Origin of the sequence: Halarchaeum acidiphilum MH1-52-1, from assembly GCF_000474235.1 — an archaeon.
GTDB classification, from domain to species: domain Archaea; phylum Halobacteriota; class Halobacteria; order Halobacteriales; family Halobacteriaceae; genus Halarchaeum; species Halarchaeum acidiphilum.
This window is the reverse complement of sequence record NZ_BATA01000023.1, coordinates 1-25119: the sequence shown is the minus strand read 5'-3', so window position 1 is coordinate 25119 and position 25119 is coordinate 1. Positions and strand designations below refer to the sequence as shown.

Annotated in this window: 26 protein-coding genes, 1 tRNA gene and 2 pseudogenes; 12 read left to right on the top strand and 17 right to left on the bottom strand. The window is 70.2% G+C overall.

What is annotated here, in order from left to right:
* Positions 1-3 precede the first annotated feature (3 nt).
* Complete coding sequence (locus tag AOZ13_RS05990; RefSeq protein WP_021780094.1) at positions 4-1740, bottom strand: phospholipase D-like domain-containing protein; 1737 nt, start codon at positions 1738-1740, stop codon at positions 4-6.
* Positions 1741-1830: 90 nt separating this feature from the next.
* On the opposite strand from AOZ13_RS05990, the gene AOZ13_RS05985 reads away from it, so the two are divergent.
* Positions 1831-2076 carry a hypothetical protein gene (locus tag AOZ13_RS05985; RefSeq protein ID WP_021780093.1) on the top strand — a complete coding sequence of 82 codons (246 nt, stop codon included), beginning with the start codon at positions 1831-1833 and terminating at the stop codon, positions 2074-2076.
* Here AOZ13_RS05985 and AOZ13_RS05980 read toward each other — a convergent pair.
* The 6 genes from AOZ13_RS05980 to AOZ13_RS05955 form a co-directional block, all read right to left on the bottom strand.
* Positions 2073-3524, bottom strand: coding sequence for a HEAT repeat domain-containing protein (locus tag AOZ13_RS05980; protein WP_021780092.1), 1452 nt, complete (start codon positions 3522-3524; stop codon positions 2073-2075). The genes AOZ13_RS05985 and AOZ13_RS05980 overlap by 4 nt on opposite strands.
* Positions 3525-3563: 39 nt before the next feature.
* Complete coding sequence (locus AOZ13_RS05975) at positions 3564-4280, bottom strand: protein sorting system archaetidylserine synthase (protein WP_049933903.1); 717 nt, start codon at positions 4278-4280, stop codon at positions 3564-3566.
* Between the two features lie 131 nt (positions 4281-4411).
* Positions 4412-5038: a 30S ribosomal protein S3ae gene (locus AOZ13_RS05970; protein WP_021780090.1), complete on the bottom strand. Its 627-nt coding sequence runs from the start codon at positions 5036-5038 to the stop codon at positions 4412-4414.
* Positions 5035-5283 (bottom strand): KEOPS complex subunit Pcc1, encoded by a 249-nt coding sequence (locus AOZ13_RS05965; protein ID WP_020222891.1) that lies wholly within the window; start codon positions 5281-5283, stop codon positions 5035-5037. Before AOZ13_RS05965 ends, AOZ13_RS05970 begins: the two co-directional genes overlap by 4 nt.
* Complete coding sequence (locus AOZ13_RS05960; protein ID WP_021780089.1) at positions 5280-6389, bottom strand: hypothetical protein; 1110 nt, start codon at positions 6387-6389, stop codon at positions 5280-5282. Before AOZ13_RS05960 ends, AOZ13_RS05965 begins: the two co-directional genes overlap by 4 nt.
* A gap of 4 nt (positions 6390-6393) precedes the next feature.
* Positions 6394-6861: a 30S ribosomal protein S15 gene (locus tag AOZ13_RS05955; RefSeq protein ID WP_021780088.1), complete on the bottom strand. Its 468-nt coding sequence runs from the start codon at positions 6859-6861 to the stop codon at positions 6394-6396.
* Positions 6862-7083: 222 nt separating this feature from the next.
* On the opposite strand from AOZ13_RS05955, the gene AOZ13_RS05950 reads away from it, so the two are divergent.
* Positions 7084-7155, top strand: a tRNA-Ala gene (locus AOZ13_RS05950).
* A 105-nt stretch (positions 7156-7260) separates the two neighbouring features.
* Entirely contained in the window at positions 7261-8100 is an 840-nt protein-coding gene (locus tag AOZ13_RS05945; protein WP_020222155.1) for a PD-(D/E)XK nuclease family protein, read from the top strand.
* Positions 8101-8553: 453 nt separating this feature from the next.
* On the opposite strand, the gene AOZ13_RS05935 is transcribed toward AOZ13_RS05945, so the two are convergent.
* Positions 8554-9282 carry a metal-dependent hydrolase gene (locus AOZ13_RS05935; protein ID WP_020222157.1) on the bottom strand — a complete coding sequence of 243 codons (729 nt, stop codon included), beginning with the start codon at positions 9280-9282 and terminating at the stop codon, positions 8554-8556.
* A 200-nt stretch (positions 9283-9482) separates the two neighbouring features.
* Between AOZ13_RS05935 and AOZ13_RS05930 the strand changes: the two are divergent.
* Positions 9483-10215, top strand: a pseudogene (locus AOZ13_RS05930) (fumarylacetoacetate hydrolase family protein).
* Position 10216: 1 nt separating this feature from the next.
* On the opposite strand, the gene AOZ13_RS05925 reads toward AOZ13_RS05930, so the two are convergent.
* Both AOZ13_RS05925 and AOZ13_RS05920 read right to left on the bottom strand, forming a co-directional pair.
* Positions 10217-10564 (bottom strand): hypothetical protein, encoded by a 348-nt coding sequence (locus AOZ13_RS05925; protein ID WP_020222158.1) that lies wholly within the window; start codon positions 10562-10564, stop codon positions 10217-10219.
* A gap of 89 nt (positions 10565-10653) precedes the next feature.
* Positions 10654-11112 carry a hypothetical protein gene (locus AOZ13_RS05920; RefSeq protein ID WP_020222159.1) on the bottom strand — a complete coding sequence of 153 codons (459 nt, stop codon included), beginning with the start codon at positions 11110-11112 and terminating at the stop codon, positions 10654-10656.
* Positions 11113-11270: 158 nt separating this feature from the next.
* Between AOZ13_RS05920 and AOZ13_RS05915 the strand changes: the two genes are divergently transcribed.
* From AOZ13_RS05915 to AOZ13_RS05885, 7 genes are all read left to right on the top strand, one after another.
* Positions 11271-12230, top strand: a complete 960-nt coding sequence (locus AOZ13_RS05915) for a C-terminal binding protein (RefSeq protein WP_021780083.1) — start codon at positions 11271-11273, stop codon at positions 12228-12230.
* Between the two features lie 54 nt (positions 12231-12284).
* A complete protein-coding gene (hisC, locus tag AOZ13_RS05910) occupies positions 12285-13409 on the top strand; it encodes a histidinol-phosphate transaminase (protein ID WP_020222668.1) in 1125 nt (374 codons plus the stop codon).
* Positions 13406-13918, top strand: a complete 513-nt coding sequence (locus AOZ13_RS05905) for an adenylate kinase family protein (RefSeq protein WP_020222669.1) — start codon at positions 13406-13408, stop codon at positions 13916-13918. Before hisC ends, AOZ13_RS05905 begins: the two co-directional genes overlap by 4 nt.
* Positions 13915-14523: a CDP-alcohol phosphatidyltransferase family protein gene (locus tag AOZ13_RS05900; protein WP_021780082.1), complete on the top strand. Its 609-nt coding sequence runs from the start codon at positions 13915-13917 to the stop codon at positions 14521-14523. Before AOZ13_RS05905 ends, AOZ13_RS05900 begins: the two co-directional genes overlap by 4 nt.
* Before the next feature lie 174 nt (positions 14524-14697).
* Complete coding sequence (locus AOZ13_RS05895; protein ID WP_021780081.1) at positions 14698-15219, top strand: multiprotein bridging factor aMBF1; 522 nt, start codon at positions 14698-14700, stop codon at positions 15217-15219.
* 97 nt (positions 15220-15316) lie between these two features.
* Complete coding sequence (tpiA, locus tag AOZ13_RS05890) at positions 15317-15964, top strand: triose-phosphate isomerase (protein WP_021780080.1); 648 nt, start codon at positions 15317-15319, stop codon at positions 15962-15964.
* Positions 15965-16012: 48 nt separating this feature from the next.
* Complete coding sequence (locus AOZ13_RS05885) at positions 16013-16393, top strand: hypothetical protein (RefSeq protein WP_020221786.1); 381 nt, start codon at positions 16013-16015, stop codon at positions 16391-16393.
* On the opposite strand, the gene dinB is transcribed toward AOZ13_RS05885, so the two are convergent.
* The 7 genes from dinB to rpl7ae all read right to left on the bottom strand — a co-directional run bounded on the left by dinB (position 16390) and on the right by rpl7ae (position 22159).
* Complete coding sequence (dinB, locus tag AOZ13_RS05880; RefSeq protein WP_234402836.1) at positions 16390-17571, bottom strand: DNA polymerase IV; 1182 nt, start codon at positions 17569-17571, stop codon at positions 16390-16392. The two genes, AOZ13_RS05885 and dinB, sit on opposite strands and share 4 nt — an antisense overlap.
* Positions 17572-17918: 347 nt before the next feature.
* On the bottom strand, positions 17919-18692 hold the full coding sequence (locus AOZ13_RS05875; protein ID WP_044957640.1) for a GTP cyclohydrolase III: 774 nt from the start codon (positions 18690-18692) through the stop codon (positions 17919-17921).
* Between the two features lie 50 nt (positions 18693-18742).
* Positions 18743-20572: a hypothetical protein gene (locus tag AOZ13_RS05870; protein WP_021780078.1), complete on the bottom strand. Its 1830-nt coding sequence runs from the start codon at positions 20570-20572 to the stop codon at positions 18743-18745.
* 320 nt (positions 20573-20892) lie between these two features.
* Positions 20893-21375, bottom strand: coding sequence for a nucleoside-diphosphate kinase (gene ndk, locus AOZ13_RS05865; protein WP_021780076.1), 483 nt, complete (start codon positions 21373-21375; stop codon positions 20893-20895).
* On the bottom strand, positions 21376-21564 hold the full coding sequence (locus tag AOZ13_RS05860; protein WP_020221792.1) for a 50S ribosomal protein L24e: 189 nt from the start codon (positions 21562-21564) through the stop codon (positions 21376-21378).
* Positions 21565-21792 (bottom strand): 30S ribosomal protein S28e, encoded by a 228-nt coding sequence (locus AOZ13_RS05855; protein ID WP_020221793.1) that lies wholly within the window; start codon positions 21790-21792, stop codon positions 21565-21567.
* A gap of 4 nt (positions 21793-21796) precedes the next feature.
* Positions 21797-22159 (bottom strand): 50S ribosomal protein L7Ae, encoded by a 363-nt coding sequence (rpl7ae, locus tag AOZ13_RS05850; protein WP_020221794.1) that lies wholly within the window; start codon positions 22157-22159, stop codon positions 21797-21799.
* 288 nt (positions 22160-22447) lie between these two features.
* On the opposite strand from rpl7ae, the pseudogene tmcA reads away from it, so the two are divergent.
* Positions 22448-24834, top strand: a pseudogene (tmcA, locus tag AOZ13_RS05845) (tRNA(Met) cytidine acetyltransferase TmcA).
* The last annotated feature ends 285 nt before the right edge of the window (positions 24835-25119 follow it).

Below are 25119 nucleotides of genomic sequence, written 5' to 3'. Positions count from 1 at the left end.
GCCCTACTCGACGTCCTCCCTTCTTTCGCCCGACCACCCGAGACGTTTCTCCCCCGCCCCCGTCCCCGCCTCCGTCTCCGAGTCCGTCTCCGAGTCCGCGAACGCGACCGCCCGTCGCAGATACCACACCACGACCCCGAGCGCGCAGAGCGCCGCGACGAGTACCGGGAGGGGGAGCGTCCAGACGCCGCCGCGCCAGTCCGCGCGGAAGAGCCGCTCGTAGTAGCGTCCGATCGCGGGATCGTCGATCACGAGCTCCGTCTCGCGGTTCGCGGTCACGGCGTTCGCGTTCCAGTTGACGCTCCCCACCAGCACGCGCTCGCCGTCCGTGATCGCGCCCTTCACGTGCAGGTGGCCGTAGCGCCCCCGCGGATCGGCGAGCCTCGCGCGGAGGTCGAGACCGTCTCGGCGCGCCCGATCGTTCAGGCGCGCGACGAGCGCCGCGTTCTCCTCGCGGGCGTACCACGCGCCGCTCAGTAGGACGCGCACGCGGACGCCGCGCTCGGCGGCCGCGATCGTCGCGTTCCAGAGCGCGGTGTCGGTGCTGAACTCCATCTGCTCGACGTCGAGTGTGTCTGTGGCGTTTCGGACGAAGCCGACCAGCGCCCGCCGGGAGTTCTCCGGCGAGACGACGAGCGAGACGCGATCCGCCGTGGCGTTCAGCGGCGCGAAGGCGCGCGGGTACGTCGCGTTCGCGGGATGCGGCGGCTGAAACGTCGCGTTCCTTCGATATTTCGCCCACGGGACGCCGTCGATCCACCCGCTGTCGGCCCGGGAGACCGCGGCGAGGTCGGCGGCGAGCGTGGCGTTCCGCACGAGCGCGCCCCACCCGCGGGTGGCGTGACCGCCGACGCCGCTCGGATCCCAGTTCTCCGACGTGACGAGCGCCGCGTCGTCGATGACGGCGTACTTCGCGTGGTGAAACGGGTAGCGCGCGTACGGGCCGTCGATCACCGTCACCGTGACGTTCGGCGTCGCCGCGAGCGAATCGAGGACGCGCGCCTCGCGGGAGGAGACGCCGCCGACGGGACCGCCCTCGACGAGGACGCCGACCCGGACGCCGCGTCTGGCGTCGTCACGGAGGAGGGTCGCGACGCGCGTCGACGTGAACGTGTAGCCGCCGAGGAGGATCCGGCGATTCGCGCCGCGGAGCGCGTCGGTTACCGAACCGGGATCGTCCGGGAGCGCGAACACCGTCGTCGGCGCGTCCGTCACCGAGCGAATCGGGAACGCCGTCCGCCCGAGCGGACGCCACGTCCCGTTCTCGTACAGCTCGCCCTCCGGGGCGTCCGCGTAGCTCGCGACGTCCACGACCTCACCGCCGCAGACGAGGACGAGCCGCTCGCCCGCGTTCGCAAGCGTCGGCAGCGAGCGTCCGAGCACGCGGCCGTCGACGAGGCGTCGAGTCCGATCCGGTGCGGTGCTGAGCGTCACCCGCCCACCCGCGGTGACGTTCGGGAGGGGGACGCTCGCCTCGTCGTCCGCGAGCGCGCACGTGCCGAGGGCGACCGCCTTCGGAAGCGAGAGTGTGACGAACTCGCCGGCATCGTTCCGCGCGACCGGGTTCGGGTAGAGTGCGACGATGCGCGGCGCGCCCGACGCCGCGTTCGCGCCGCTCGCGGTCCCGTCGCTCGCGTGCGCGCCGCTCGCGTCGTCCGCTCCCGCGCCAGCCACGAGCGCGGAGCAGACGAGCAAGAGGACGCAGGCGATCCGCACGGCGAGGCGCGTCCGTGGCGTCACACCGCGAGGTGGCGTCGGCATCGCGGAAGAACCCGCGCCCTAGCGATCGGTGTCGGCACGCTTTAGCGACCGGCGGCCCGAAATCGGCGTATGGTCGCGTTCACGCTCGTCGAAGGCGCCCGCATGGCCGGATACGCGCTCGCGACGCTCGGCATGCTCCTCGTCTTCCTCGAGTTCTTCCAGCAGCCGAGCTACGTCAGCTACGATCCGGAGTTCGACGACTACTCGATCGACATCTCGCCGTCGGCGCTCCGCGAGCACACGTGGATCGGCCGTCTCGGCGCGCTCTTCGCCGCGGCCGGGTTCGCCGTCGAGTTCCTCGCCTTCTTCCTCTAGTCGAGTGCCGCCGCGGCGCGCTCCGTCTCGGACTGGACGAGGAAGGAGCGTTCGTCCGTGTGTTCGGCGGCCGTTTCGAGCGCCTCCGCGGTGCCGATCTGGTAGAGCGCCCACGCCGCGCTCGCGCGGACGCCCTCCGTCTCCCCGCCGTCCGTGAGGACGTCGCCGAGCGGCTCGATGGCGCGCGTGTCACCGAGGAGACCGAGGGCGCGCGCGGCTTCGCTCCGCACGTCCTCGCGCTCCGCGACGAGCCACTGGGCGACGTCTTCGGTGTACTCGGTCGCGCCGAGTTCGCCGACGGCCCGCAGCGCCGTCTTCTGGAGTTCCGGATTCGAGTCGGAGTCGATGTAGTCCGCGACGCCCTCGACCGCGTCCGGGTGGCCGGTCTTGCCGAGCGCCTCGACGGCCGTGAGGTTGCGCCGCTGGGCCTTCCCCTTCAGCGTCTCGATGGCCTCGGGGTTCCCCATGCGGACGAACGCCTCCAGACAGTGCTCCTCCATGTAGCCCGAGTCGCCGAAGTGCTCCATGCAGAGCGCCACCATCTCCGCGTCGTTCCGCTTCGTCCACTCCTTCACCGCCGACCACTCCGGCGGGTAGTCCTTGTGCTTCCCGAGGACGTCGTAGAACCCCTCGTACTGGAGTTTCGCGCGAGAGGAGAGGTCGGCGAACGCCTGCGAGTCCTCGATCCCCGACTGGAGGTCGTCCGCGATGTCGAGGAGCGCGGCGATGGCGTCCGCGTCCGCGTCCGCGTCGAGTCCGGCCGCCTCGACGGCGTCGATGGCCGCGTCGAGCGCGTCGACGTCGACCCCCGCGAGGTCGATCTCGAGTTCGGCGGCGACGTCGCCGGTGAACGCCTCGATGGCCGCGGCGACCTGCTCGTCGCCCGTCTCCGTCCACCGGGTGTTCTCGACGGTGGACTTCGCGGCCTCGATCTCGCTCACGACGTCCTCGCCGTACGGCCCGCGCTGCTCTTCGAGTTCGTCCTGCAGATCTTGGAGTTCGTTCGTCAACTCCTCCTCGAAGTCGAGGAGTTCCTCGACCTCCTCGTCCTCGTCCAGCTCCTCCTCGTCCGGCTGGAACTCCTCGGGATCGGTGAAGTCGGCGTCCTCGATGTCGGACTCGATCGCGTCGAGGGACGCCTCGACGTCGTCGAGATCCGCCTCCGTCTCGGCGGCCTCGAGGGCGTCCTCCGCCTCGGCGAGGCGATCGCGGAGGGTCTCGTAGCGATCGCGTTCCTCGGGCCGAGGTCCCCCATCTCCGTCCTCGCTCTCGTTCTCGTCACTCTCGGCGGCTTCCTCCGCTGTGTCCCCGTCCGCAGCGGTCGTCTCGTCCTGCGCGTCCGCCGCGGGCTCCGTTCGCTCCTCCGGCGCGTCCGCACTCTCGGACTCGTCGGGGGTCGGCTCCGCCTCGTCCGCGGCGTCCGCCGGCTCGTCGTCCCCGTCACTCATGCGTCAGTCTTCCGCCAGCGCGCCTATCAGCGTTTCCCTTCACCCGCCACGGTAGAAGCGCGGGCCGAGGACGCAGTAGGCGAGCGCGAACGCGAGGAGCGCCCGGGGGAACACCCGATCGAGGGCGGTGGGCGCGAGGACGGCGAGCGCCTGTACCGCGCCCATCACGAGCGCGTCGCGCACCCGCAGGTCGGGGTAGGGGACTGTCGTCACCATCGCCGCGGCGAGGACGGCGCCCAGCCCGACGACGACGAGCGGGTCCACCACGCCCGAGAGCACCGTCGCCGCGACGAGCGTGCCCGCGAGCGTCGTCGGGACGCCCTCGGTGAGACCGTTCCCCACGTCGTCAGCGGTGTACATACCGAGGCGGACCACCGCCATCGCGACGACGCACGCGCCGACGGCGACGGCGACGAGAAGGCGCGTCCCGCCCCAGCCGGTGCGTGCGCTCGCGACGACGAGCGCCGCGGGCGCGACGCCGAACGACGCGACGTCCGCGAGCGAGTCGAGATACGGGCCGACGGTCGAGCCGCCGTAGCGGCGCGCGAGGATGCCGTCGACGGCGTCGACCATCGCCGCGAGCAGGAGGACGCGCGCGGCGAGCACCGGGGAGACGCTCGCGGCCACGACGGCGCAGAACCCGAGCGCGGCGTTCGCCACCGTCGCGACGTCCGCGACGCCGAGGCGGCCCGCGAAGCGAGGACGGAACACGCGTCGCACGCGCGCGTCGCGGCCGTCGTCGGACCCGGGAGGCATACCCCACGCGACGACCACCGCGTCCTTACGTGTTTATATCCGCTGGAGAGCGGGGACGCGCCACGCGACGAGGTGGGACGGCGCGGCCGCTGACGGACCGTCGCGCGTCGAAAGAACGGAAGGGTGTGTCGTTACTCCTCGGCGTCCACGGCGGAGGTCTCCTCCTCCTCGTAGACCTCCTCGGGGTGCGCCTCCAGCGTCGCCTTCTCCACCTCGACCCGGCGCAGCGGGTAGATGGTGTTGGCCTCGCTGTAGATGGCGCTGGAGAGCCGGCCCTCGATGACCGAGTCGATGAGGCCCTCGAAGGTCCGTTCCTCCGCGGCGTCCTCGACGAGGTCGATCATGAGGCGGCGGATCGCCTTCTGCTGGCTGTCGTCCGCGTTCTTCGTCGTGTACGCGACCGGCTGAAGGCGCACGCGGTAGTCGTCCGTCGTCTCGACGGTGATGACCGCGGCGATCTTCGAGGAGCCTCGGCGGACGAGGCTGCGCTGGTAGTCGCGCGTCAGCTCGGACTCGACGAACTCGGTGTACGCCGAGTCGCTGCCGACGTCCGTCACCTGAAAGGTGAGCTTGAGGTTGTTCTCACCGCCCGACTCGCCCGTGACGTCGCCGAGGGTGGATTCGATGGTGCGATCGAGCACCTTCTCCGGTTCGTCCGCGAGGGTCTCGCCGAGCTCCGCCCGGTCGAACTGCTCGGGGGCGAGCACGGTGTACCATCGCTTCTGCTGGTTCTGCTTGGATACTGAACGTTCGCTCATGTGTCGTGTGTCGTGTGTCGTTTCGCGTGCTGTGCCACGTCCGCCGCCACCGTGAGGTTCACCACGTAGTCGTCCGCCGTCGCGCGCAGACCGCTCGTGTCGTCGCGCTCGATGGTCGTCACGACCGCGTCGCCCTCGACGCGCGTCGTCATCGACTCGGTGTTGTCCGGCCGAACCGAGCGCGCGATCAACGCCGCGTCGTCGTGCGTCGTGCGGACGGTCGCGCTCGGGGAGCCGTCGGTCACTCCGACAGCACCTCCCTGACGCCCTCGACGAGAGCGTCCGCGTCCGTCTCGCTCGTCCGTGCGCGCATCGCCGTCCCCGCGACTGCGTCGTCACCGACCGCCGCGGCCAGCGTCTCGCGGGCGCCCGGCCCGTCCGGTGTCGTCGCGAGCGCCGCGCCGTCGGTCCCGACGACGAGTGCCGCGGGTTCGTCGGCGCGGGAGTCGCGCACGAGTCGCGCGAGCGGCCACGCGGGGGCGTCGACCTCGCAGACGACGAGACCACTGTACCGAGCAGGGTCGACCGTCCGGAGCGCCACGTGCGTCGCGCTCGCGTGCTCGCGCCACGCGTCGAGCGCCGCCGGTCGATCCGCGACGCCGATGGCGAGCGCCGACGCAAGCCCCGGATTCCCGACCGCGAGACAGTCGAGGACGTCCGCGTAGCCCTCCGCCGTCTCGAACGGCGCGTCCGGGGTCGCGTGCGGTCGCAGGACGTTCGCGAGCGCCCCGACGGCGCGCGGCGCGGCGGTCTCGGTCGCGTCGAGTGCGACCCGCGACGCCAGCCGACGCCGCGCGTCGTCGTCGAGTTCCGCCGGCAGGTCGAGTTCCGCGAGCAGCGCCCCCGCCTGCCGGTCGTCGCCCGACCAGTCGGCGTGCAGCAGCGTCGTGTGTGCGAGGCCGTCCGCGAGATCCGCGACCGGCAGCCCGACGCCCGGGCGCCGCTCGAACGACGCCGCGAGGTCGCCCTCGGGAACGTCGCCCGCCGCGCGGACGCCCGCAAGCGCGAGCGCCCGGTCCGGGTCGTGGAGGTCACGCGCCGCCGCGAACGCCGTCGACGTGAGCGTCTCGCCCCCGATCGACGCGTCCGCAGGCGTGCCGTCGAAGCCGAGCGCGACCGTCACGTCGGCGTCCTCGCCGGCGAACAGGCGCTCTGCGGCCGCGCCGCGCGTCGCCGCGACGCTCACCTGATAGGGTGTATCCGTCGCCGCGCAGGCCCGCGCGAGCAGGCCCGCGGCGGCGACCGCGTCGCCGTCCGCCCGCGCGATCACGCGGACGAACGCCGCCTCGCGCAGCTGCTGGGCGAGCGAGGCGGCGGCGTCGGACGACTCCGGACGGCCCGTGGTGGACATCGACTTACTCTTCGAGGAGTTCGACGGCGACGGCGTACGAGTACGTGAAGTCCTCGTCGAGTTCGTCGCCGCGGTAGTAGTCCGCGAGCCGGCGGATCTTCGACTCCGTGTTCTGGAGCGCGCGCCGGTTCTGGTGGTCCTGCCCGTTCTCCTCGACGTGCTCGCGCAGTCGAATCGCCTTCTCGAGGAGGTTGCGGAAGTCCTCCGGCAGCTCCGGGGAGGCGTCGTTCTCCTCGAGGATCTCGGTGACCTTCTTGTCCGTCGCGAGCTTCACGTCCGGGACCGGCGTCCCTTGGACGCCCTCGTCGCGCAGCTTCATGCCGATCTGGCTGGGGTCGTACCCCTCTTCGGCCAGTTCGACGACGCGCTCCTCAACGGCGTCGGCGTCCACGTCGCTCCACTCCGGGGGTTCGTCTGCCGCCGGCTTGTCCGAACCGGACGAGCCGCGACGGCGGGTATGCATTCGTGCCATGGTGTGAATTGGAACGACACGAACCGCTGTGCGGCGCTGGGCGCGGGTGCGCCCGAGCACTGCCACACTCCCAAGCCACGCGAACGCGTGGCGCGTCGGATATGCGGCCGTGCAGTTCCCTACGGATCACTGGGCGTCTCGGACGCTAAAGGGTTTCCACTTCCGTCGAGGGTGGATCGAAGGGTTCAATTACGTCCCCCGGGTACGAGGAGATGCGTTCGCGGGCTCGTAGATCAGTGGTAGATCACTCCCTTGGCATGGGAGAGGCCCCGGGTTCAAATCCCGGCGAGTCCATAATCTTTTTCTGACATTCGGAGTCCCGGTATCGCACACGCCTCTCTCCGGATACCCTCTCGTCCGACATCTTATTGCAGCGGAGTGAGGGTACGCGAGTAGACCATGATCCAAGACCGATTACGGGAGATGCAGCGACAGTGTGAAAATATAGACGACGGGCCGCGTACCGCCTTGGAAATCCTCGGCGAAACCGGACGAGAACGGTACTGGGAGCGGTATCTCAGTTACTTTCTCGATCCGACGACACCCCACGACTTCGGTGCCGACCTGTTGAACGCTCTCCTTGGCGCTGCTCGGCCCACCGCCGAGGTCTCCATCCCGACGCCGGTCGAACCGAAGAACGTTCGTGTAACGACGCAAGCGCAGACGGCGACTGGTCCGGCCGACATCCTCGTCTACGATCCCCCCTCGTGGTTCCTCTGTATCGAGCTGAAAATCCACGCGAGCGAGACGAACCGTCAGACCGTCCGGTACGCGAACGCGTCCCGGATCGGGGATATCGAAACCGAGCGGTACGACCGGGGCGAGTACGTCTACCTCGCGCCCGTCTCGAGTGGCCCACCCGCCTCGGAACGGTTCACGACCCTTTCGTGGCAGACGCTCGTCCCCTATTTCGAGTCGGTGCTGGACTCCGGGACGGAATATTCCGAACGGAGCAGGGTACAGTTGTCAGACTTTATCACCACGGTCCGACGAGAGCTTCCAATGGACGACTTCACCGAATTCTCGGACGAGACGCGATTGTACGCGGAGTACGCGGACACGATACATAGCCTCACGGATGCGCACGAAAAGGACTGGCGGGCCCTCTATAACAACCTCGTACGTACGTTCTATGATGATTTCGACCCACTCGAGAACAGTGGGAGTCGAAGATCACGAACTCGCTCAGCTACAGCCAGTTCTACAAGCCGAGGTGGCACTCGCTCGACAACGGCGTGAACATGGAGTACGAACCGCACATCGACCTCGAATCCAAACCGGCCGATATTCGGCTCCGTTTCGACGTCGAAGGTGGAGAGAAGGACGCGGTCCGGGACGCGATACTGGACCGCACGGGGATGTCGGAGCTGGAGGCAAGGGACTGGGAACCGTCGACGGGACCTACGAGTTCGTCGGGAAGTCGATCCCGCTCACCTTTGACGATCCGACGGCTGCCACGACCGCGGCCGTCGACGAGCTCTCCACGCTCCATCGACTCATCGGACCCGCGATCGAGGAAGTCGCGTCCGAGTTCTGATCGCCGGTCGGGTTCGACAGGAGCGCGTTGGGGTGGGACGCTCCGCCGTTCACGGCGCTCCGTCACGCCTGTCACGCGAAGCGCCACCGCGAGGCTGCTGGGGCACACGCCGCACTGACGATCCGCGAAAGAGCGGGAGAACGAGGGGAAGTCGTCTAGTACCCGAGCAGGTCGTCGAGGTCGATCGGCTCGTCGCCGTCGGGGACGAGCACCTCGGCGGTGCTGCCGGTCGCCTCGACTTCGCGGACGAAGTCGTCGGTGTCCTGCTCGATGGGCGGGAAGGTGTCGTAGTGGATGGGGACGGCGTAGTCGGCGTCGAGCCAGTCGACGGCGACGGCGGCCTGCCACGGGCCCATGGTGAAGTGGTCGCCGACGGGGACGGCGACGACGTCCGGTTCCAGATACGGCGCGACGACGTCGCGCATCTCGGTGTGGAGGGCGGTGTCGCCGGCGTGATAGAAGGTCTGGGACTCGGCGTCGGATACCTGCGTGGGCTTGGTGTCGCTGACGACGTAGCCGGCGGGCATCCCGCCGGTCGCGCCGTAGTCGGTGTCGAGACCGTTGGAGTGGTCGGCGCGGACCATCGTGACGTAGGTCTCCTCGGTTTCGAAGGTGCCGCCGAGGTTCATGCCGGTACCGTCCTCGATGCCGTACTCGTCGGTGAGGTAGCTGATGACCTCGGGGGTGCCGACGAAGTGCGCGTCGCGGAAGCGATCGGCGTCGGCGATGTGGTCGGCGTGCCCGTGCGTGATCAGCACGTAGTCGGGATCGACCTCCTCGGGATCGGTGTCGGTCTTCGGGTTGTCGAAGAACGGATCGATGAGGAGCGTCTCGCCGTCGACGTCCACACCGAACGTGGAGTGGCCGTACCAAGTGACTTCCATGACGTCCCCGACTACTCGCGGATGACTGATAAAGCTGTCGGCCGGGTGGATCCTGCCGCCTCCCTTCCGCGGCCGCGTCGGCGGTCAGAGTCGGCCGTCGCGTTCCTCGACGAGGCGTACGTGAAGGAGTACGGTCACCACCGCTGGTAGGCGCTACCGCGACCCCAACGCTTACTCTCCGTCCGGCGAATCGCGGGAGTATGCGACACGTTCGATTCCGCGACGAGGCCGGCGCAGTGCGCGAGGGCGAGTACCACGACGACGGGACCGTCTCCTTCGGCGGGCGTTCCTACGCGGTCGACGACGTCGAGATCCTCGCGCCGTGCGAGCCGTCGAAGATCGTCTGCGTCGGGCGCAACTACGCGAAGCACGCAGAGGAGCGCGGCGAGGACGTGCCCGACCGGCCGCTGCTCTTCTTGAAGCCGCCGAACACCGTCGCGGGCCACGGGAACACGGTGACGCTCCGGCCGGAAGGAGAACGTCGAGCACGAGGTGGAACTCGGCGTGGTGATCGGCGAGCAGTGCCGGCACGTCGAGGAGGCGGACGCGATGGACGTCGTCGCGGGCTACACCGCCGCCGTCGACGTCTCGAATCGCGACGATCAGGACAGAGAACAGAACTGGGTGCGCGGGAAGGCCTTCGACGGATCGTGCCCGCTCGGTCCCGTGCTCGCGGATCCCGCGCACGTCCCGGAGGGCGCGGACGTCGAACTCCGCGTGAACGGCGAGACGCGCCAGTCCTCGAACACGGAACACTTCATCTTCTCCGTGCCCGAGCTGATCGCGGAGATCACCCAGTACATGACGCTCGAAGAAGGCGACGTGATCATCACGGGCACGCCCGAGGGCGTCGGTCCCCTCGAGGACGGCGATCGCGTCGAGGCCGAGATCGAGGGCGTCGGCACCCTCGAACACGACGTCCGGCGGGACTGACTCAGACGCCGAGGACGCCGATTCCCGACACCGGGACGCCGAGGGAACCGAGGACGAAGACGACGATCGCGGTGGCGACCCACGCGACGAGCGCGATGAGGACGGCGTTCACCCAGCCGCCGCGGTAGCGCCAGTTGATGACGGCGATGTACGCGAGCAGAGCGAGGAGACCACCGATGAGTGGGATCCACGAGAATACCGCCCACGCGACGGCGCCGATGACGGCCGTGACGACGGCGTGCGAGTAGTCCTCGACGCCGGTGACGACGCGCGCCCCGACGTAGATGCCGAGGCCGCCGACGAGGAGGCTGATGACGAACAGTATCAGCGAACCGAGTGCGCTTGCCATGGGTGGCGGAAGGAGAGCGGGGAGGAAAAGCGTCGGGGCCGACTTCGGAGGCGAGAACGGGGTGGGGGATCGATCCGGGGGTGTCGACCTCAGAGTCCGGCGGCGAGCGCGCCGGCGTCGAGGAGGAGGAGGAGGGCGACGACGCTCGCGGCGCGGAGGCGCGTCGAGGCGTCGCGCGCGGGAGTGCGGACCTTATCGACGGCGAGGCCGTCGCGGAGCGTCGAGGCGCCCATCTCGGTGAGCGCGGCGAGCGCGAGCCAGAGAACGACCATCGCGGCGACGAGGGAGCCGCTCGTGCTCGACCAGTAGCCCGTGCTCGCCGCGACGCCCATCGGACTCGCCATGAAGCCGCCAGTGATGAGCTGGACGAGCGCGCTGAGGCGCGAGACGGTGGTGAGCTTCCCGGTGGTCGATTCGAGCGCGGAGGCGGAGAGGTCGCCGTCGCGCCCGAGCGGGAGGACGGCGTACGCGAAGTAGCAGACGCTCCCGGTCCACAGCGCGCCGAAGACGAGGTGGATCGCGAACGCCGCGGTGAGTGCTGTCGCCATACCCGCCCGTGCGGTCGGCGTGTCCTAAGGCGTAGCGGTCGCGGGACGGGGAGTGACGGCCGCGGGACGGGGAGTGACGGTCGCGGTCGAGGGACCGGCCGAGCGCGTTCGGGCCGCCAGCGGAAACGCCCAAGTAGAGGCTCCGTGTAGCCGCGACCATGACGAGCGTCGTTCTCGACGACGACCCGAAGATCGAGCCCGAACGCTTCCGCGAGCGGCTGGACGCGGACGTCGACGTCGCGTCGATGCCGGACGCCGAGTCGTTCCGGTCCGCCGTCCGCGAGCGCGACGCGGAGGCGGTCGTGACGAACGGGGCGATCGACGTCACGGCGGACGTACTCGCCGGCCTCGATTCGCTCTCCGTGCTCGGGCAGACCTCGATCGGCTTCGACAACGTGGACGTGGAGGCGGCGGCGGACGTGGGCGTCACCGTCCTGCACGCGCCGGGATACTGCGTGGACGAGGTGGCGACGCACGCCGTCTCGCTCCTCCTCGCCTGCGTCCGGGACGTCGTCGCGCACGACCGGCGGGTCCGCGACGGCACGTGGGACGACCGGGCGGGCCGGGACGTTCACCGCCTCCGCGACGACACTGTCGGCCTCGTCGCTTTCGGCGACATCGCGAGCGCGGCCGCCGAGCGCCTGCGGGGGTTCGGCGTGGACGTGATCTCCTACGATCCCTACGTGGACGCCGACGCGATGGCCGACCACGGCGTCGAGAAGGTGGACGCCGCGGGTCTCCGCGAGCGCGCCGACCATCTCTCCGTCCACGCGCCGCTCACCGAGGAGACGCGCGGGCTCGTGGACGTCGAGTGGATCGACGCCCTCCCGGAGCGGGGCGTCGTCGTGAACACGGGCCGGGGCGGCGTCGTGGACGAGGACGCCCTGTGCGCGGCGCTCGACCGCGGCGGCGTGGCGGCGGCGGGTCTCGACGTCTTCGAGAGCGAACCGCCGTGGGGGTCGCCGCTCTTGGAGCGCGAGGACGTGATCGCGACCCCGCACTCGGGGTGGTTCTCCGTCGAGTCGAAGCGCGACGCGAACGTCACAGTGGCCGAGGACCTCGCGCGTGTCTTCGCGGGCGGGGTCCCGGAGAACGACGTCGTCCCGGACGAGTGGTAGACGGCGATACCGCGCACCGGCCGGTTTAAGTCACGGCGGCGGTTCTCTCGGGATATGCGACCACGGGACCTCTCGGACCACGTCGAGTACCGCGCGGGCCGCGGCATCGAGGAAGTCGCGCGCGAACTCGGCCGCGACCCCGAGGAGTTCGTCAAGCTCGCGTCGAACGAGAACATGTTCGGGCCGAGTCCGGCCGCGGTCGAGACCATCGAGGCGAGCGCGTCGGAAGTGCACCACTACCCCACCGCCGACCAGCAGGATCTCACGGCCGCCCTCGCGGAAGCGTGGGACGTGGCGAGCGAGCAGGTGTGGCTCGCGAACGGCGGCGACGGCGCGCTCGACTACCTCTCGCGGGCCGCCCTCGAACCCGGCGACGCCGTGCTCGTCCCCGACCCCGGCTTCGCCTACTACGGGATGAGCGCGCGCTTCCACCACGGCGAGGTGCGCGAGTACGACGTCTCGCCCGGCGACGACGGCGGTTTCGCCCTCACCGCCGAGCGCGTCCTCGACGCCTACGACGGCGAGCGCATCGTCTACCTCACCAGCCCGCACAACCCCAGCGGGGGGCGCTTCACGCTCGACGCGATCGAGGCGATCGCCGACGGCACGCGAGAGGAGACGCTCGTCGTCGTCGACGAGGCGTACGGCGAGTTCACCGAGGCGCCGAGCGCGCTCGAACTCCTGCGGGACCGCGCCGACGTCGACGGGTCACACCCGGCGGCCAGTCACGCACCGCGTGACGACGTCGCCGTCTTACGCACCTTCTCGAAGGCGTACGGGCTCGCCGGACTCCGGCTCGGCTACGCGCTCGTCCCCGAGGCGTGGGGCGACGCCTACGCGCGCGTGAACACGCCGTTCGCGACGAGCTTCATCGCGTGTCGCGCCGGTCTCGCCGCGCTCGACGACGTCGCCCACGTCGAACAGACCGTGGAGACCGCGCGGTGGAGCCGCGAGTACATGGCCGAGCATCTCAATGCGCCGACGTACGAGAGCCACGCGAACTTCCTGCTCGTCGAGGTGGGCGACGCGAGCGCCGTCGCCGAGGCGATGCAGGAGCGCGGCGTCATCGTCCGCGACTGTTCGAGCTTCGGTCTCCCGGGATGCGTGCGCATCACGTGTGGCACGGAAGCGGAGACGGAGCGCGCCGTCCGCGAACTCAACGAGGTGCTCGCCGAGTGAGGGTCGTCGTCACCGGCACACCGGGCACGGGGAAGACCACGGCGACGGAGCGATTGGACACCGACCTCGACGTCGTCCACCTGAACGACGTGATCCGCGAGGAGGGACTCTACACGGAGCGCGACGAGGAGCGCGACAGCCTCGTCGCCGACATCGACGCGCTCGTGGAGACGTACGCCGACGCCGATGACGTCCTCGTCGAGAGCCACCTCGCACACCACCTCGACGACGCCGATCGCGTCGTCGTCCTGCGCTGTGCGCCCGAGACGCTGGCGGAGCGCCTCCGGGAGCGCGACGAGTCTGAGGCGAAGGCCCGGGAGAACGCGGAGTCGGAGGCGCTCGACGTCATCCTCGGTGAAGCAGTCGGAAAACACGGACGGGAGCGCGTCTACGAGGTCGACACCACCGATAGGACGCCCGACGAGGTCGCCGCGGAGATCGCGGCCGTGATCGACGGCGAGCGCGAGCCGAGCGCGGGCGAGGTGGATTTCACGGAGTACCTGCTGTGACGCTCGATCGGCTCCGCCCGCTCGCGGCCCGCATGCTCCGGCCGTTCGTCGTTCTCGCCGTGCGCTTCGGTCTCACCCCGGACGCGATCAGCGTCCTCGCGTTCGTCCTCGCCGTCGCGGCCGCCGGCGCCTTCTACGCCGGCAGCGCCGCGTGGGACGTCGCGGGCGCGGTGCTGGTGTTCCTGAACGGATGGCTCGACCTGCTCGACGGCGCGGTGGCCCGCGAGACCGACGTGGACTCGAAGGGGGGCGACCTCCTCGATCACGTCCTCGACCGGTACGCGGACGTCGTCATCCTCGCCGGTCTCGCCGCGGGCGTCGACTCGTGGCTGCTCGGCTTCGCCGCCGTCACGGGCGTCCTCCTCACCTCCTATCTCGGGACGCAGATTCAGGCGGTCGGTCTCGGACGCCAGTACGGTGGCCTCCTCGGGCGCGCGGACCGCCTCGCCTTGGTCGGGATCGTCGGCGTTCTATCATCTGTCATCCCGGTCGTCGGCGGCTTCAGCCTCGTCGCGTGGCTCCTCGGCTTCTTCGCCGTCGTCGGCCACCTCACCGCCCTCCAGCGGTTCTGGGGGGCGTGGGGCGATCTACGCGAGTCCGCGTAGTGGACTCGCGGAACACGCGAGCGGCGTGGCGCCGACCGAGAGGGAGGGGCCACGTTTCGGCGAGCGCGGAACGGACGTGATGCGTGAGCGGCGTGGCGTCGCCGCGAAACGACGCGCGTCGCGAGGGACCGCCGGCGGCGTGTGCTTTATACACGCGGCACGGCTAGGACGCGTATGGTTCAGTGCGAGATGTGCGGGGCCGAAACGGCGAACCCCAAGACCATCAAAGTCGAGGGGGCCGAACTCGACGTCTGCGACGACTGCACGGAGTTCGGTACCGAGGTGAAGACGGAGTCGTCCTCCACGACCTCGACGAAGTATTCGACGTCCTCCTCCGGGGAGTCCTCCGGCTCTTCGGGTTCGTCCGGGGGTTCCTCGGGCGGATCGCGACGCCGTCGCCGCGACATGTTCGACGAGATGCAGGAGCTCGCGTCCGACTACGACGATCGGATTCGAAACGCGCGCGAGCAGGGGGAGTACAGTCAGGAGGACCTCGCCTCCGAACTCAACGAGAAGGCGAGTCTCGTCCGGAAGCTCGAACGCGGCGACATCCTTCCGAGCGACGACGTTCGGAAGAAACTGGAGAAGAAGCTCGGGATCAGCCTCCTTGAAGCCGTGGAGGGCGACGAGGAGTGGGACAGCGGCTCCGGCGAGGGCGGGCTGACCCTCGGTGACATGGTCAAACGCAAGGACTAGCGATCCCCTCGATGTCGTTCGGCGGCGAATCCCACGAGACCGTTCGCCTCCCGCTTTTCGAAACTGGTAATCCGAGGGTTCACGAAGACGCGAGTGCATGTTCGTTCTCGTCAATCTGAAGGCGTACCCCTGCGATCCCGTCGCGGTCGCGGAGGCCGCACACGACGTCGCCGGGTCGTCCGGCGTCCGAATCGCGGTCGCGCCGCAGGCCGCCGACCTCGCCGCCGTCGCCGAGACCGGCGTCGAGACGTGGGCCCAACACGTCAGCCCGAATGAGCACGGCAGCCACACGGGCAGCACGCTCGCCGAGCGCGCCGCGGCCGCGGGCGCCGAGGGCACGCTCCTCAATCACTCCGAGAAGCGCATGACGCTCGCGGACATCGACGCGTCGCTCGACGCCGCCGAGCGCGCCGACCTCGAGACCTGCGTCTGTGGGAACACCCCCGCGCAGATCGGCGCGGTCGCGGCGCTCGGCCCGGACTCGGTCGCCGTCGAACCGCCCGAACTCATCGGCGGCGACGTCTCCGTGGCGTCGGCCGACCCCGACATCGTCACGGACGCCGTCGCCGCGGCCGAGGCCGTCGACGACGACATCGATGTCTACTGCGGCGCCGGCATCTCCACGGGCGACGACCTCGACGCCGCGGACGATCTCGGCGCGAGCGGCGTCCTCCTCGCCAGCGGCGTCGCGAAGGCGGACGACCCGAAGGCGGCGCTCGAAGATCTCGTCTCCCCGCTCGCCTGAACGCTCGCGAACGACCTAAGACACGTCCCCTCTTTGATCCGGGTAGCCATGCCGGACAGGCGCCACTACGAGCTGGTCGAGTTCGTTCGGAGCCGCGCGCGACGGCTCTTTCGAACGGCCGTCCACTACACCGCGGACGACTGGGAGATCATCTACCGGCGCGACGACCTCCCCGACGACCCGCCGGAACACCGTACCGCGACCATCGTCAAGGGCGTGCGCGAGCGCGAGCCGCTGCGCCAACCCGGTAACCCGCTGGGCGACTTCCAGTCGGTCGTCGAACTCTACGAGCACGGCGTCGTCGTCGTCGTCGCGGAGTCCGCAACCGCGGGCGTCGTGCTCTCGCTCGAACGCGAGGCCGCGAGCGATCTCGCGGGGTTCGTCGTCGAGTGCGAACGGCTCGTCGACCCGGACGAGACGAGCGACTAGCGCTGAAAATCCGCGAGCGACGCCTGCGTGTCGCGACCGCCGTCGCTCGCGTTCGCGCTGTCGCCGGACGCGCTCGCGTTCGCGTCCTCACTACTCGCCGCCGTGCCGTCGCCGCCGAAGCCGCCGAGCTTCGCCTGCTCGTCCGCCGTGAAGGAGAGGTTCGAGACGCGGACGCCGACCTTTCGCACGCGCTCGTCCGCGAACTCCGCGAGCAGGTCGTCGGCGACGTCGCGGACGAGGTCGGGTTCGTCCACGGGTCCGGGGAGCGAGCGCGCACGCGTATGAACGTCGTAGGGCGGCGTCACCACCTTGACGCCGATGGTGCGGTAGAGGGCGTCGCGACGGCGTGCGCGGTCGGAAACGGCGTCCGCGAGTGTCAGCGCCTGCTCGCGAACGCGCGCGTGGTCGTCGATCGCGCCGTCGAACGCCGACTCACGACTCAGGCTCTTCGGGTCGCCCGTCGGTTCGACCGGGCGGTCGTCGCGTCCGAGCGCGCGCTCGTGGAGTTCGCGGCCGCGCTCGCCGAAGCGATCTGTCAGCTCGTACGGATCGGCGGCGGCGAGGTCACCCGCGGTCTCGATCCCCATCTCGCGGAGTTCGCGCGCTCGCACCGGTCCGACGCCGTGGACGTCCGCGACGTCGATGGGCGCGAGAAACGCCTCGACCTCGTCGGGTGGGACGACGACGAGGCCGTCGGGTTTGTCGTGGTCGCTCGCGATCTTCGCGGTGCTCATGTCCGGCGCGACGCCGACGCTCGCGGGGACGCCGACCTCGCGCGCGATCCGCTGTCTGACGTGGCGCGCGAACCCCTCGGCGACGTCCCACGCGGTGCGCTCCGTGACGTCGAGGTACGCCTCGTCGATGCTGACCTCGCGGACGGTGTCGGCGAGGTCGTGGAGGATCGCCTTCACGTCCGCCGCGACGGTCTCGTAGTGGTCGAGATCCACCGGCCGGTAGTGCGCGCTCGGGCCGTCGGGGTCGTCGGCGCGCCGAGGGAGACGGTCCAGCGCCGTCGAGATGGCCTGCGCGCTCTCGACGCCGTGCGCGCGTGCCTCGTAGCTCGCGGTCGCCACCGCGCCGACCGTCTCGCCCGCCTCGTACCCCATCCCGACGACGACCGGCTCGCCGCGCAGCGCCGGCTCGCGCTTCCGCTCGCAACTCGCGTAGAAGCAATCCATGTCGACGTGGAGGACGATGCGCTCGGCGGGCTCCGGGGTGCCGGGTAGTCGGCGCCCGCTGTCATACCTCGGCGTACGCGTGCGCGACGGGAATAGATTCGGTTCGCCGAGGATTCGAGTCGTCGAGCGCGATTCGCGCGTCGGAGGACCTAGTGTTCGGTGTCGCGGCCCTGCTCGTAGACGAGTCCCCAGAGGGCCTGCTCGAGTTCGTCGTCGGACGGCTCGCCGAGCGCGTCGTACAGGGTGTTCGGGACGTCGATTGACTGCATGGTTGGTCCCATGATCGCCGGAAGTAAAAACGTGGTGTGAGTACCGAGCGAGTACAAAATCGGGGAGTACGATTCGAATTAATTTCGAATCGCGACGTCGCCCTCGACCGTCGTGGCGTCCTCGCGACAGACTTCGAGTGCGTGCTTGGCGGCCATCCCGGCGTCCGTCGCGGTGCGGCCCGCGCCGACGCCGACCTTCAGCGACATATCGGCCTCCTCGCGGACGCGCTCGATGACGGCTTCGTACGTCTCACGGGCGAGTTCGGGGACGAGCGCGATGACGTTGTCGCCGCCGACGAAGAACGCGAGCCCGTCGTGGTCGTCGTGGAGGGCGCGCATCAGCGACGCGTATCCCTGCTCGATGCGCACGAAAGTCGAGAACGCGTCGAGTTCGTCCGTGTACTTGCCCGTCGCATCGTTCACGTCGAAGTGCGCGATGTGGACGTCGTCGTCGGTGCGCTCGTCGTCGTCGAGGGGGTCGCCGGCGAGCACCTCGCGGCGCTCGGCGTCCTGTGCGCTTCCCGCCGCCTGCAGGTGCGCGGTGGCGTCGACGAGCGCGTCCGCCGGGTTCGCGCCCGCCCCGATGCCGAGGCTCACGGTGACGGGGTAGCGGTTCCGCAGCGACTCTTGGAGGCGCGCGTGGGCCGCTCGGTCGATGCCGTTCGTCACCGCGATCATGTTGTCGAAGCGGGTGAAGAAGACGTAGCCGTCGCGGGTGCCGAAGAACTGCGAGAGGTCGGCGTAGAGACGCGACTGCATGGTCTGGAGGTCCGCTTCGCGGCGCGGCTCCGGCGTCACCGTCCACGGCCCGTAGTTGTCCAACTGGACGAGGGTGACCTGTGCGTTCGTCACGGATACGTCCATCTCCGCGCCCGCGTCGCTTATCGGTTTTGAATCGCGTCTCAGAACTGGGTGTCAGTCCCCTCCGACGAGCGATCCGCGAGCGCTCGCGCGGCCGACTGGCGCACTTCGTCCGGCGTCACCCCGTGACCGTGTTGGTACACGTCGCCGTTCAGCACGTAGACGGCGTCGCGCTCGTTGCACAGAGCCGCGACCTCCTCGCTCGACAGCGATGGCGGCTGCTCGACCTCGGTGCCGACGAGGCGATACAGGTCCGCCACGTGTTCGCCGTAGAGCGCCGTCACGCCGCCGGCGACGTTGAACCCGGACCACCACGCTCGAGTCCACAGTCGGTGGCGATCGAACCCCGACGAGCGGATCACGTACTGCGGGATGGGGACGCCGCCGCCGAGCACGACCGGACACGCCGAGACGTCGCCCGCGAACCGGAACGGCCCGTCGGCGCCCGACCACCCGACCGCTCGCTCGATCGGCGCGCCCGAGAGGAAGCGTCCAACGGTTCGCCCGACCGCGCGCGCATCGAACGAGGGGGACGCCACGCCCGCACGCGCCCCGCGCTCGATCAGCGCATCGAGGACGGCACCGCCGACGTCCGTGTCCCCGACCACCGAGACGACGCGCGCCGAGATCGCGTGGAGGCTCGCCGGATCGAGGACGCCGTCACGACACGCGAACCCGGCGTCGGTCAGCGGCGCCCCGACGTGGACGAATCCGTACTCGCTCTCGAGGGCGTCCCGGACGGCCGCCGTCGTCGGCGCCGCGGCGTCGAGTTCGAACGGCTCGTCGACGTCCCGGTGCTCCTCGCCGATCAACACCGTCGAGAGCGACTCCCGAGCCGCGTCGTCGACGCCGAGGAGGGCGATTCGCTCCGCCGTCACGTCGCGCGTCGGCTTCGAGAGCGCGTGCTCGAACCCCGCGACGGAGAGTCGAGTGTCGCCGTCCGGGATCGGCGGCGCGCTGTGACCGGTGACGAGCGCCCGCGACGTCGCGCCCCGATCGTCGCCGACCGCGACGGGAACGAGGTCGCGAGCGAGGAACGGGAGGAGCGGCGCGTCCGTCGGCTCGTCGCGCAGGACGGCCGCGTACCGCGCCCGCGGGACGTACTCGTCGAACGCCGAGCGCGGCGCTTCGAGGTACTCCATGAGCTGCTCGACGACCGATTGCTCGTACACCGACGGCGGGTAGAAGGAGAGCGCGCCCGCGACCGCCTCGTACTCCTGTCGCGGGATGTCGTAGTAGCCGGCCGTCCGGACGAGCGAATCGAGGAAGAAACAGCGCTCGAGGAGCGCCGTCGCCTCGTCGGTCGAGACCGCACCGTCGCCGAGCGATCGGTGATATCCGTTGTCGAGGCGGAGTTCCGGCTCTCTCGCCTCGACCACGTCCGCGCCGAGATAGTACGCGAGCGGCGCGACCGCGTACAGCGACTCGTAGGTCGCCGGGACGGCGAGCGTCACGCCCGTTTCGGGACGCGAGAGCGACGCGGGAACGGAGAGTTCGTCACCGCGCTCGATCCGCGGCGGGTGCCCGCGCAGCGTCGGCCACGAGCGCTCCGGCGACCACTCCTTCACCGCGGACGCGAGATAGGGCAGCGCCTCCAGCAGCGCCGACGGATCATCCGGCACCGTGATCGCCCCGGCCGGCCGCTCGTGTCGCGAGCGCGCACCGACGGCCACCCGGGCCGGCTCGTCGAACGCCACGGTCGCCGCGTCCGGCCCGTGGTGGTGTTCCGTCATCGCCTCGAAGGCGGCGTCGAACACCTTCACGTAGACCTTGCAGTTCGCCTCGACGTCGAGGTAGTACGTCCGCGCGGGAACGACACCCTCTCCTCGGTGAGTTGCCGTTCGATGTCCCCCTGCTCGGTGCGAACGCATGCGCCCGCGTTCGCCGGCATCGACAGCGACGACGTCTCGAAGGCGACGGCGGCATCGACCGGGAAGAGAAAGCGCGCGCTCGACACCCGGACGGATCGATCGATCCATCGGCGGTGACACGACACGCCGTGTCCATCACTCGATCGTGTATCCGTACTGTCCCCTCGTCTTCCTCGAACTCGATCGGCTCTGCCCGCGTCACAGCGACCCGTAGCCCATTTGCCTATTTACATGTCGTGGTCGGGTTCAGCCGGCGACGCTGTCGTCGCGATCGGCCGCGGCGCTACGCGCACTGAGAGAACGAGAGGGAGAACGCCGCGTTAGTGGTCGCCGGCGTCCTCGTAGACCCACGTCGCCGCGTCGGCGTCCCAGTCCACGAGTTCGTCCTCGTCGAAGAAGAGAGCGATCTCGCGCTCGTTGGCGCCCTCGTCCTCGTGGTCGCTGCCGTGGATGACGTTGTGCCCGAGGTCGTTCCCGAGGTCACCGCGGATGGTGCCGGGAGCGGCCTCCTTGGCGTCCGTCGCGCCCATCATTTGGCGGACCTGTCGCGTCGCGTCCGCGCCCTCCCAGACCATCGCGAAGACGGGTCCGGAGGTGATGAACTCGACGAGACCCTCGAAGAAGGGCTTGTCCTCGTGCTCGCCGTAGTGCTCGTGGGCGAGCGCTTCGTCGATCTGCATGAACTTCCCGCCGACCATCTTCAGGCCCTTGTCCTCGAGGCGGCCGACGATCTCACCGATGAGACCGCGCTGGACGCCGTCGGGCTTGACCATGACGAAGGTCCGCTCGTCGTGGTGGCTCATCTACTCCCCACCGCCCGCGTGGCCCTCTTCGGTCCACTCGAGTTCGCGGGGTTCGCGACCGAGGTCGGCGTTCTTCTCACACTTCGACGAGCAGAAGTGTACGGTGCTTCCGTCGTTGTAGACGAACATCGTCCCCGTGCCGGGTTCGATGTCCGCCCCACAGTAGTCACACTCTCGGGTCTGGGGCATTTACTGACCTCCGATGGAGTCGGCTTCGCGGGCCGTCTCGCGCAGTTGGAGGACGTCACCGACCCGCGTGGGGCCGAGGACGTTGCGCGTGATGATGCGACCCTGATTGGAACCTTCCTGAAGTCGACACTTCACCTGCATCGCCTCGCCGTGCATCCCGGTCTTCCCGACGACCTCGATGACCTCGGCGGACGTGGAGTCCTCCGTCTCCGATTCCTCGGCACTCATGGTGTTACTTCAGCTCCTCGACCTTCGCGCCGATGTCTTCGACGTCCTCGTCGGCGTCGCCGGCGTCGACGACGGCCGCGGCGGCGGAGCCGACTTCGAGGCCGGCCGCGACGCCGAGTTCGTCCTGCGTCTCGACGAAGACGTACGGGACGCCCTTCTCCTCCGCGAGTTCGGGGAGGTGGAGGACGATCTCCTCGGGGGAGACGTCCTCGGCGATGATGACGAGGTCCGCGTTGCCGCGCTCGACGGCCTTGGTCGTCTCGTTCGTACCCTTCTTCACGCTACCGGTGTCGCGGGCGACTTCGAGCGATTCGAGCGCTCGCTCTTGGAGGTCGGCCGGGACGTCGTAATCGACATAGACTGGCATTTTTATGTTCACCTACTCCCTCGGGCGGGCTTGCGCTCCATCGCCGACCGCGATTCCCGTGGCGACTCGAAGCATCATGACCCCCCGAAGGCTGTACCACGTCTTCCGTTCCCCGTCGTTAAAAACGCTTTCAAAGCCCTCGGGCGTGCGAACGCGAAACACGCGCCCCGAGAGCCGGGTTCCGGGCGCTCGACGGTCCCACCGGCACCGATGCGCCCGGTGACCGCGCGATCCCGCCGTCGACGGGCAACGACAACGCCCTTGCCCTCGCCGAACGAAGCGCCGGCGATGACGCTCTCGGAGGTCGCGAGTCGGCTCCGCGCGGAGGCCCGCGAGACGAACGAGCGCCGCCTGCTCGTCCTCGCCGACGGACCGGGCGGGAACGGGCCGGACGCGGACATCGAGGACCGCGACGGCGACCGCGAGCCGGGTCGCGACAACGGTCTCGCCGCCGCCGCGACCGCCCTCGACGCCGCCGACATCGAGCGCGCGGCGACGACGCTCGTCGGCCACCGCGACGGTCTCGGCTGCGAGCGCCTCGACCCTCGCGGGACCGGCGACCTCCTCGGTACCACGCGCGACGCGATCGTCTACGACGCCCGCGACGAGTGTCGCCCGAACGCGCTCGGCCGCATCACCGGCGCCGTCGACGGCGGCGGACTCCTCGTCCTCGTGACGCCGCCCCTCGACGACTGGCCCGAGCACCGCGACGAGTTCGATTCGAGCATGGCCGTCCCCCCGTTCGACGTCGGGACGTGGCGGGCCGCTTTCGCGCGCGTCTCGTCGCCACTCTCCGCGCGCACCGCGGCGTCGCCGTCGTCTCCCTCACCGATTCGAGCGACGGCGATCGGCGCGGCGACGCCCCGAACGGTGTCACGATCGAGGACGACGGACTCACGCATCCAGCCCCGCGCCGCGCGAAGCCCGCCCCGTCCGTCCCCGACGAGCACGCGTTCCCCGCCGCCGCGTACGAGGCCTGTCTCACCCCCGATCAGGTCGACGCCGTCCGCGCCTTCGAGGCGCTCCGCGATCCCGGGAGCGCGGTCGTCTGCGAGGCGGACCGGGGCCGCGGGAAGACGAGCGCCGCCGGCCTCGCCGCCGCCGGCCTCGCCGCCGACGGACTGGACGTCCGCGTCACCGCGCCGTCGTTCCGCGGCGTCCGCGAACTCTACGAGCGCGCCGACGCGTTGCTCGACGATCTCGACGTCGACCACCGGCGTCCCGAACACACGCGACTCGCTCTCGACGCCGGCGGCGAGATCCGCTACGCGCGCCCCCCGGACGCCGTCGATGCGACCGACGAGGCGGACGTCCTCCTCGTCGACGAGGCCGCCGCGCTCCCCGTCCGCCTCCTCGAACGCTGCCTCGACGCCGACGCCGTCGCGTTCACCACGACCGTCCACGGCTACGAGGGCGCGGGCCGCGGGTTCGATGTCCGCTTCCGCGACGTCCTCGCCGAGAGCGACATCGACGTCACCGACGTCCGCCTCGACGACCCGATCCGGTACGCCGCCGGCGACCCCGTTGAGGTGTGGGCCTTCCGCGCGCTCCTGCTCGACGCCCGACCACCGGTCGCGCCGCTCGTCGCCGACGCCACCCCCGAGACCTGCACGTACGACGCCCTCGACAGCGAGACGCTCGCCGCCGACGAGACTCTGCTCCGCGAGGCGTTCGGTCTCCTCGTCGCCGCCCACTACCGCACCGAACCCGACGACCTCGCCCGGCTGCTCGACGCGCCGAACCTCTCGGTGCGCGCCCTCCGACACGACGGCCACGTCGTCGCCGTCGCCCTCCTCGCGCGCGAGGGGGGTCTCGACGCCGATACCCGAGAGGCGATGTACACCGGGAGACGCGTGAAGGGCAACATGCTCCCGGACGTCCTCACGAGCCAGTTGCGCGACGAGCGTGCCGCCGAACCCGTCGGCACGCGCGTCGTCCGCATCGCAACCCACCACGCCGCCCGCTCTCGCGGGCTGGGATCCGCGCTCCTCGACGGCGTCCGCGCGGAGTTCGGGGATCGAGACTGGCTCGGCGTCGGCTACGGCGCGACGGCCGACCTGCTTCGCTTCTGGGCGCGCAACGGCTTCTCGACCGTCCACCTCTCGACGACGCGCAACGACACGAGCGGCGAGTACTCCGTCCTCATGCTCGATCCGCTGAGCGCCGACGGGGAAGCGCTCGCCGCCCGCCACGAGTCGTGGTTCGCGGACCGGATCGCGGACGTGCTCGTCGACGCCCTCCGCGACCTCGATCCGGACGTCGCGCGCGCCGCGCTCGCCGCCTGCGACGCCACGCCCGCGCCCGCCCTCTCCGACGACCGGTGGCGCGTCGTCGCCGGCTCCGCCTACGGCTCGGCGATGTACAGCGTCGATCCAGCGCCGTTCCGCCGACTCGCCGTCTGCGCGCTCGTCCGCGACGACGCCCCCTCGCTCGTCGCGGGCGACGGGGACGACGCGGGCGACGCGGCGGACGAGGCCGACAGGCGCGAGCGGCTGTTCGTCCTGAAGCTCCTCCAGTGTCGCTCGTGGGACGCCGTCGCCGACTCGCTGGGCTATCACTCGACCGGGCAGGCGATGCGCGCGTTCGGCGACGCGCTGAAACCGCTCTGCGAGGCGTGGGGCGGCGACGCGGCGCGCGCGGAACGCGCGCGACACGAAGACGAAGAACAGCGGTGAGGAGTGGACGCGCGCGTCGTTCTACAGGCTGGGCAGGCCGAGTGCCTCGGGGGTCGTCCGGAAGACCGCCGGTCTTCGTGATGCCGTCGGAACGCGTCCGCTTCCCGACTGCAAGCGGGAAATCTTCGATTTCCCGCCATGACGAGACGCCGAAGGCGTCTCGAACCACTTGACCCGAGGCGGTTCACTGGTGCGTGTAGTACGCGACAGTCTCGTCGTCCTCGGTGCGATCGTAGCGCGCGAAGCCGACGCGGACGAACTGCGCGAGGTCGTCGGACTCGTAGT

What these genes read in the sequence shown, in the direction of transcription:
- AOZ13_RS05975 (WP_049933903.1), bottom strand. Translation starts at nt 4,280, where the DNA reads ATGCCTCCCGGGTCCGACGACGGCCGCGACGCGCGCGTGCGACGCGTG.
- AOZ13_RS05860 (WP_020221792.1), bottom strand. Translation starts at nt 21,564, where the DNA reads ATGCCCCAGACCCGAGAGTGTGACTACTGTGGGGCGGACATCGAACCC.
- hisC (WP_020222668.1), top strand. Translation starts at nt 12,285, where the DNA reads ATGCGACCACGGGACCTCTCGGACCACGTCGAGTACCGCGCGGGCCGC.
- AOZ13_RS05955 (WP_021780088.1), bottom strand. Translation starts at nt 6,861, where the DNA reads ATGGCACGAATGCATACCCGCCGTCGCGGCTCGTCCGGTTCGGACAAG.
- AOZ13_RS05925 (WP_020222158.1), bottom strand. Translation starts at nt 10,564, where the DNA reads ATGGCAAGCGCACTCGGTTCGCTGATACTGTTCGTCATCAGCCTCCTC.
- AOZ13_RS05870 (WP_021780078.1), bottom strand. Translation starts at nt 20,572, where the DNA reads ATGCGTTCGCACCGAGCAGGGGGACATCGAACGGCAACTCACCGAGGA.
- AOZ13_RS05960 (WP_021780089.1), bottom strand. Translation starts at nt 6,389, where the DNA reads ATGTCCACCACGGGCCGTCCGGAGTCGTCCGACGCCGCCGCCTCGCTC.
- AOZ13_RS05855 (WP_020221793.1), bottom strand. Translation starts at nt 21,792, where the DNA reads ATGAGTGCCGAGGAATCGGAGACGGAGGACTCCACGTCCGCCGAGGTC.
- AOZ13_RS05895 (WP_021780081.1), top strand. Translation starts at nt 14,698, where the DNA reads ATGGTTCAGTGCGAGATGTGCGGGGCCGAAACGGCGAACCCCAAGACC.
- ndk (WP_021780076.1), bottom strand. Translation starts at nt 21,375, where the DNA reads ATGAGCCACCACGACGAGCGGACCTTCGTCATGGTCAAGCCCGACGGC.
- tpiA (WP_021780080.1), top strand. Translation starts at nt 15,317, where the DNA reads ATGTTCGTTCTCGTCAATCTGAAGGCGTACCCCTGCGATCCCGTCGCG.
- AOZ13_RS05970 (WP_021780090.1), bottom strand. Translation starts at nt 5,038, where the DNA reads ATGAGCGAACGTTCAGTATCCAAGCAGAACCAGCAGAAGCGATGGTAC.
- AOZ13_RS05980 (WP_021780092.1), bottom strand. Translation starts at nt 3,524, where the DNA reads ATGAGTGACGGGGACGACGAGCCGGCGGACGCCGCGGACGAGGCGGAG.
- AOZ13_RS05935 (WP_020222157.1), bottom strand. Translation starts at nt 9,282, where the DNA reads ATGGAAGTCACTTGGTACGGCCACTCCACGTTCGGTGTGGACGTCGAC.
- AOZ13_RS05915 (WP_021780083.1), top strand. Translation starts at nt 11,271, where the DNA reads ATGACGAGCGTCGTTCTCGACGACGACCCGAAGATCGAGCCCGAACGC.
- AOZ13_RS05885 (WP_020221786.1), top strand. Translation starts at nt 16,013, where the DNA reads ATGCCGGACAGGCGCCACTACGAGCTGGTCGAGTTCGTTCGGAGCCGC.
- AOZ13_RS05985 (WP_021780093.1), top strand. Translation starts at nt 1,831, where the DNA reads ATGGTCGCGTTCACGCTCGTCGAAGGCGCCCGCATGGCCGGATACGCG.
- rpl7ae (WP_020221794.1), bottom strand. Translation starts at nt 22,159, where the DNA reads ATGCCAGTCTATGTCGATTACGACGTCCCGGCCGACCTCCAAGAGCGA.
- AOZ13_RS05920 (WP_020222159.1), bottom strand. Translation starts at nt 11,112, where the DNA reads ATGGCGACAGCACTCACCGCGGCGTTCGCGATCCACCTCGTCTTCGGC.
- AOZ13_RS05945 (WP_020222155.1), top strand. Translation starts at nt 7,261, where the DNA reads ATGATCCAAGACCGATTACGGGAGATGCAGCGACAGTGTGAAAATATA.
- dinB (WP_234402836.1), bottom strand. Translation starts at nt 17,571, where the DNA reads ATGGATTGCTTCTACGCGAGTTGCGAGCGGAAGCGCGAGCCGGCGCTG.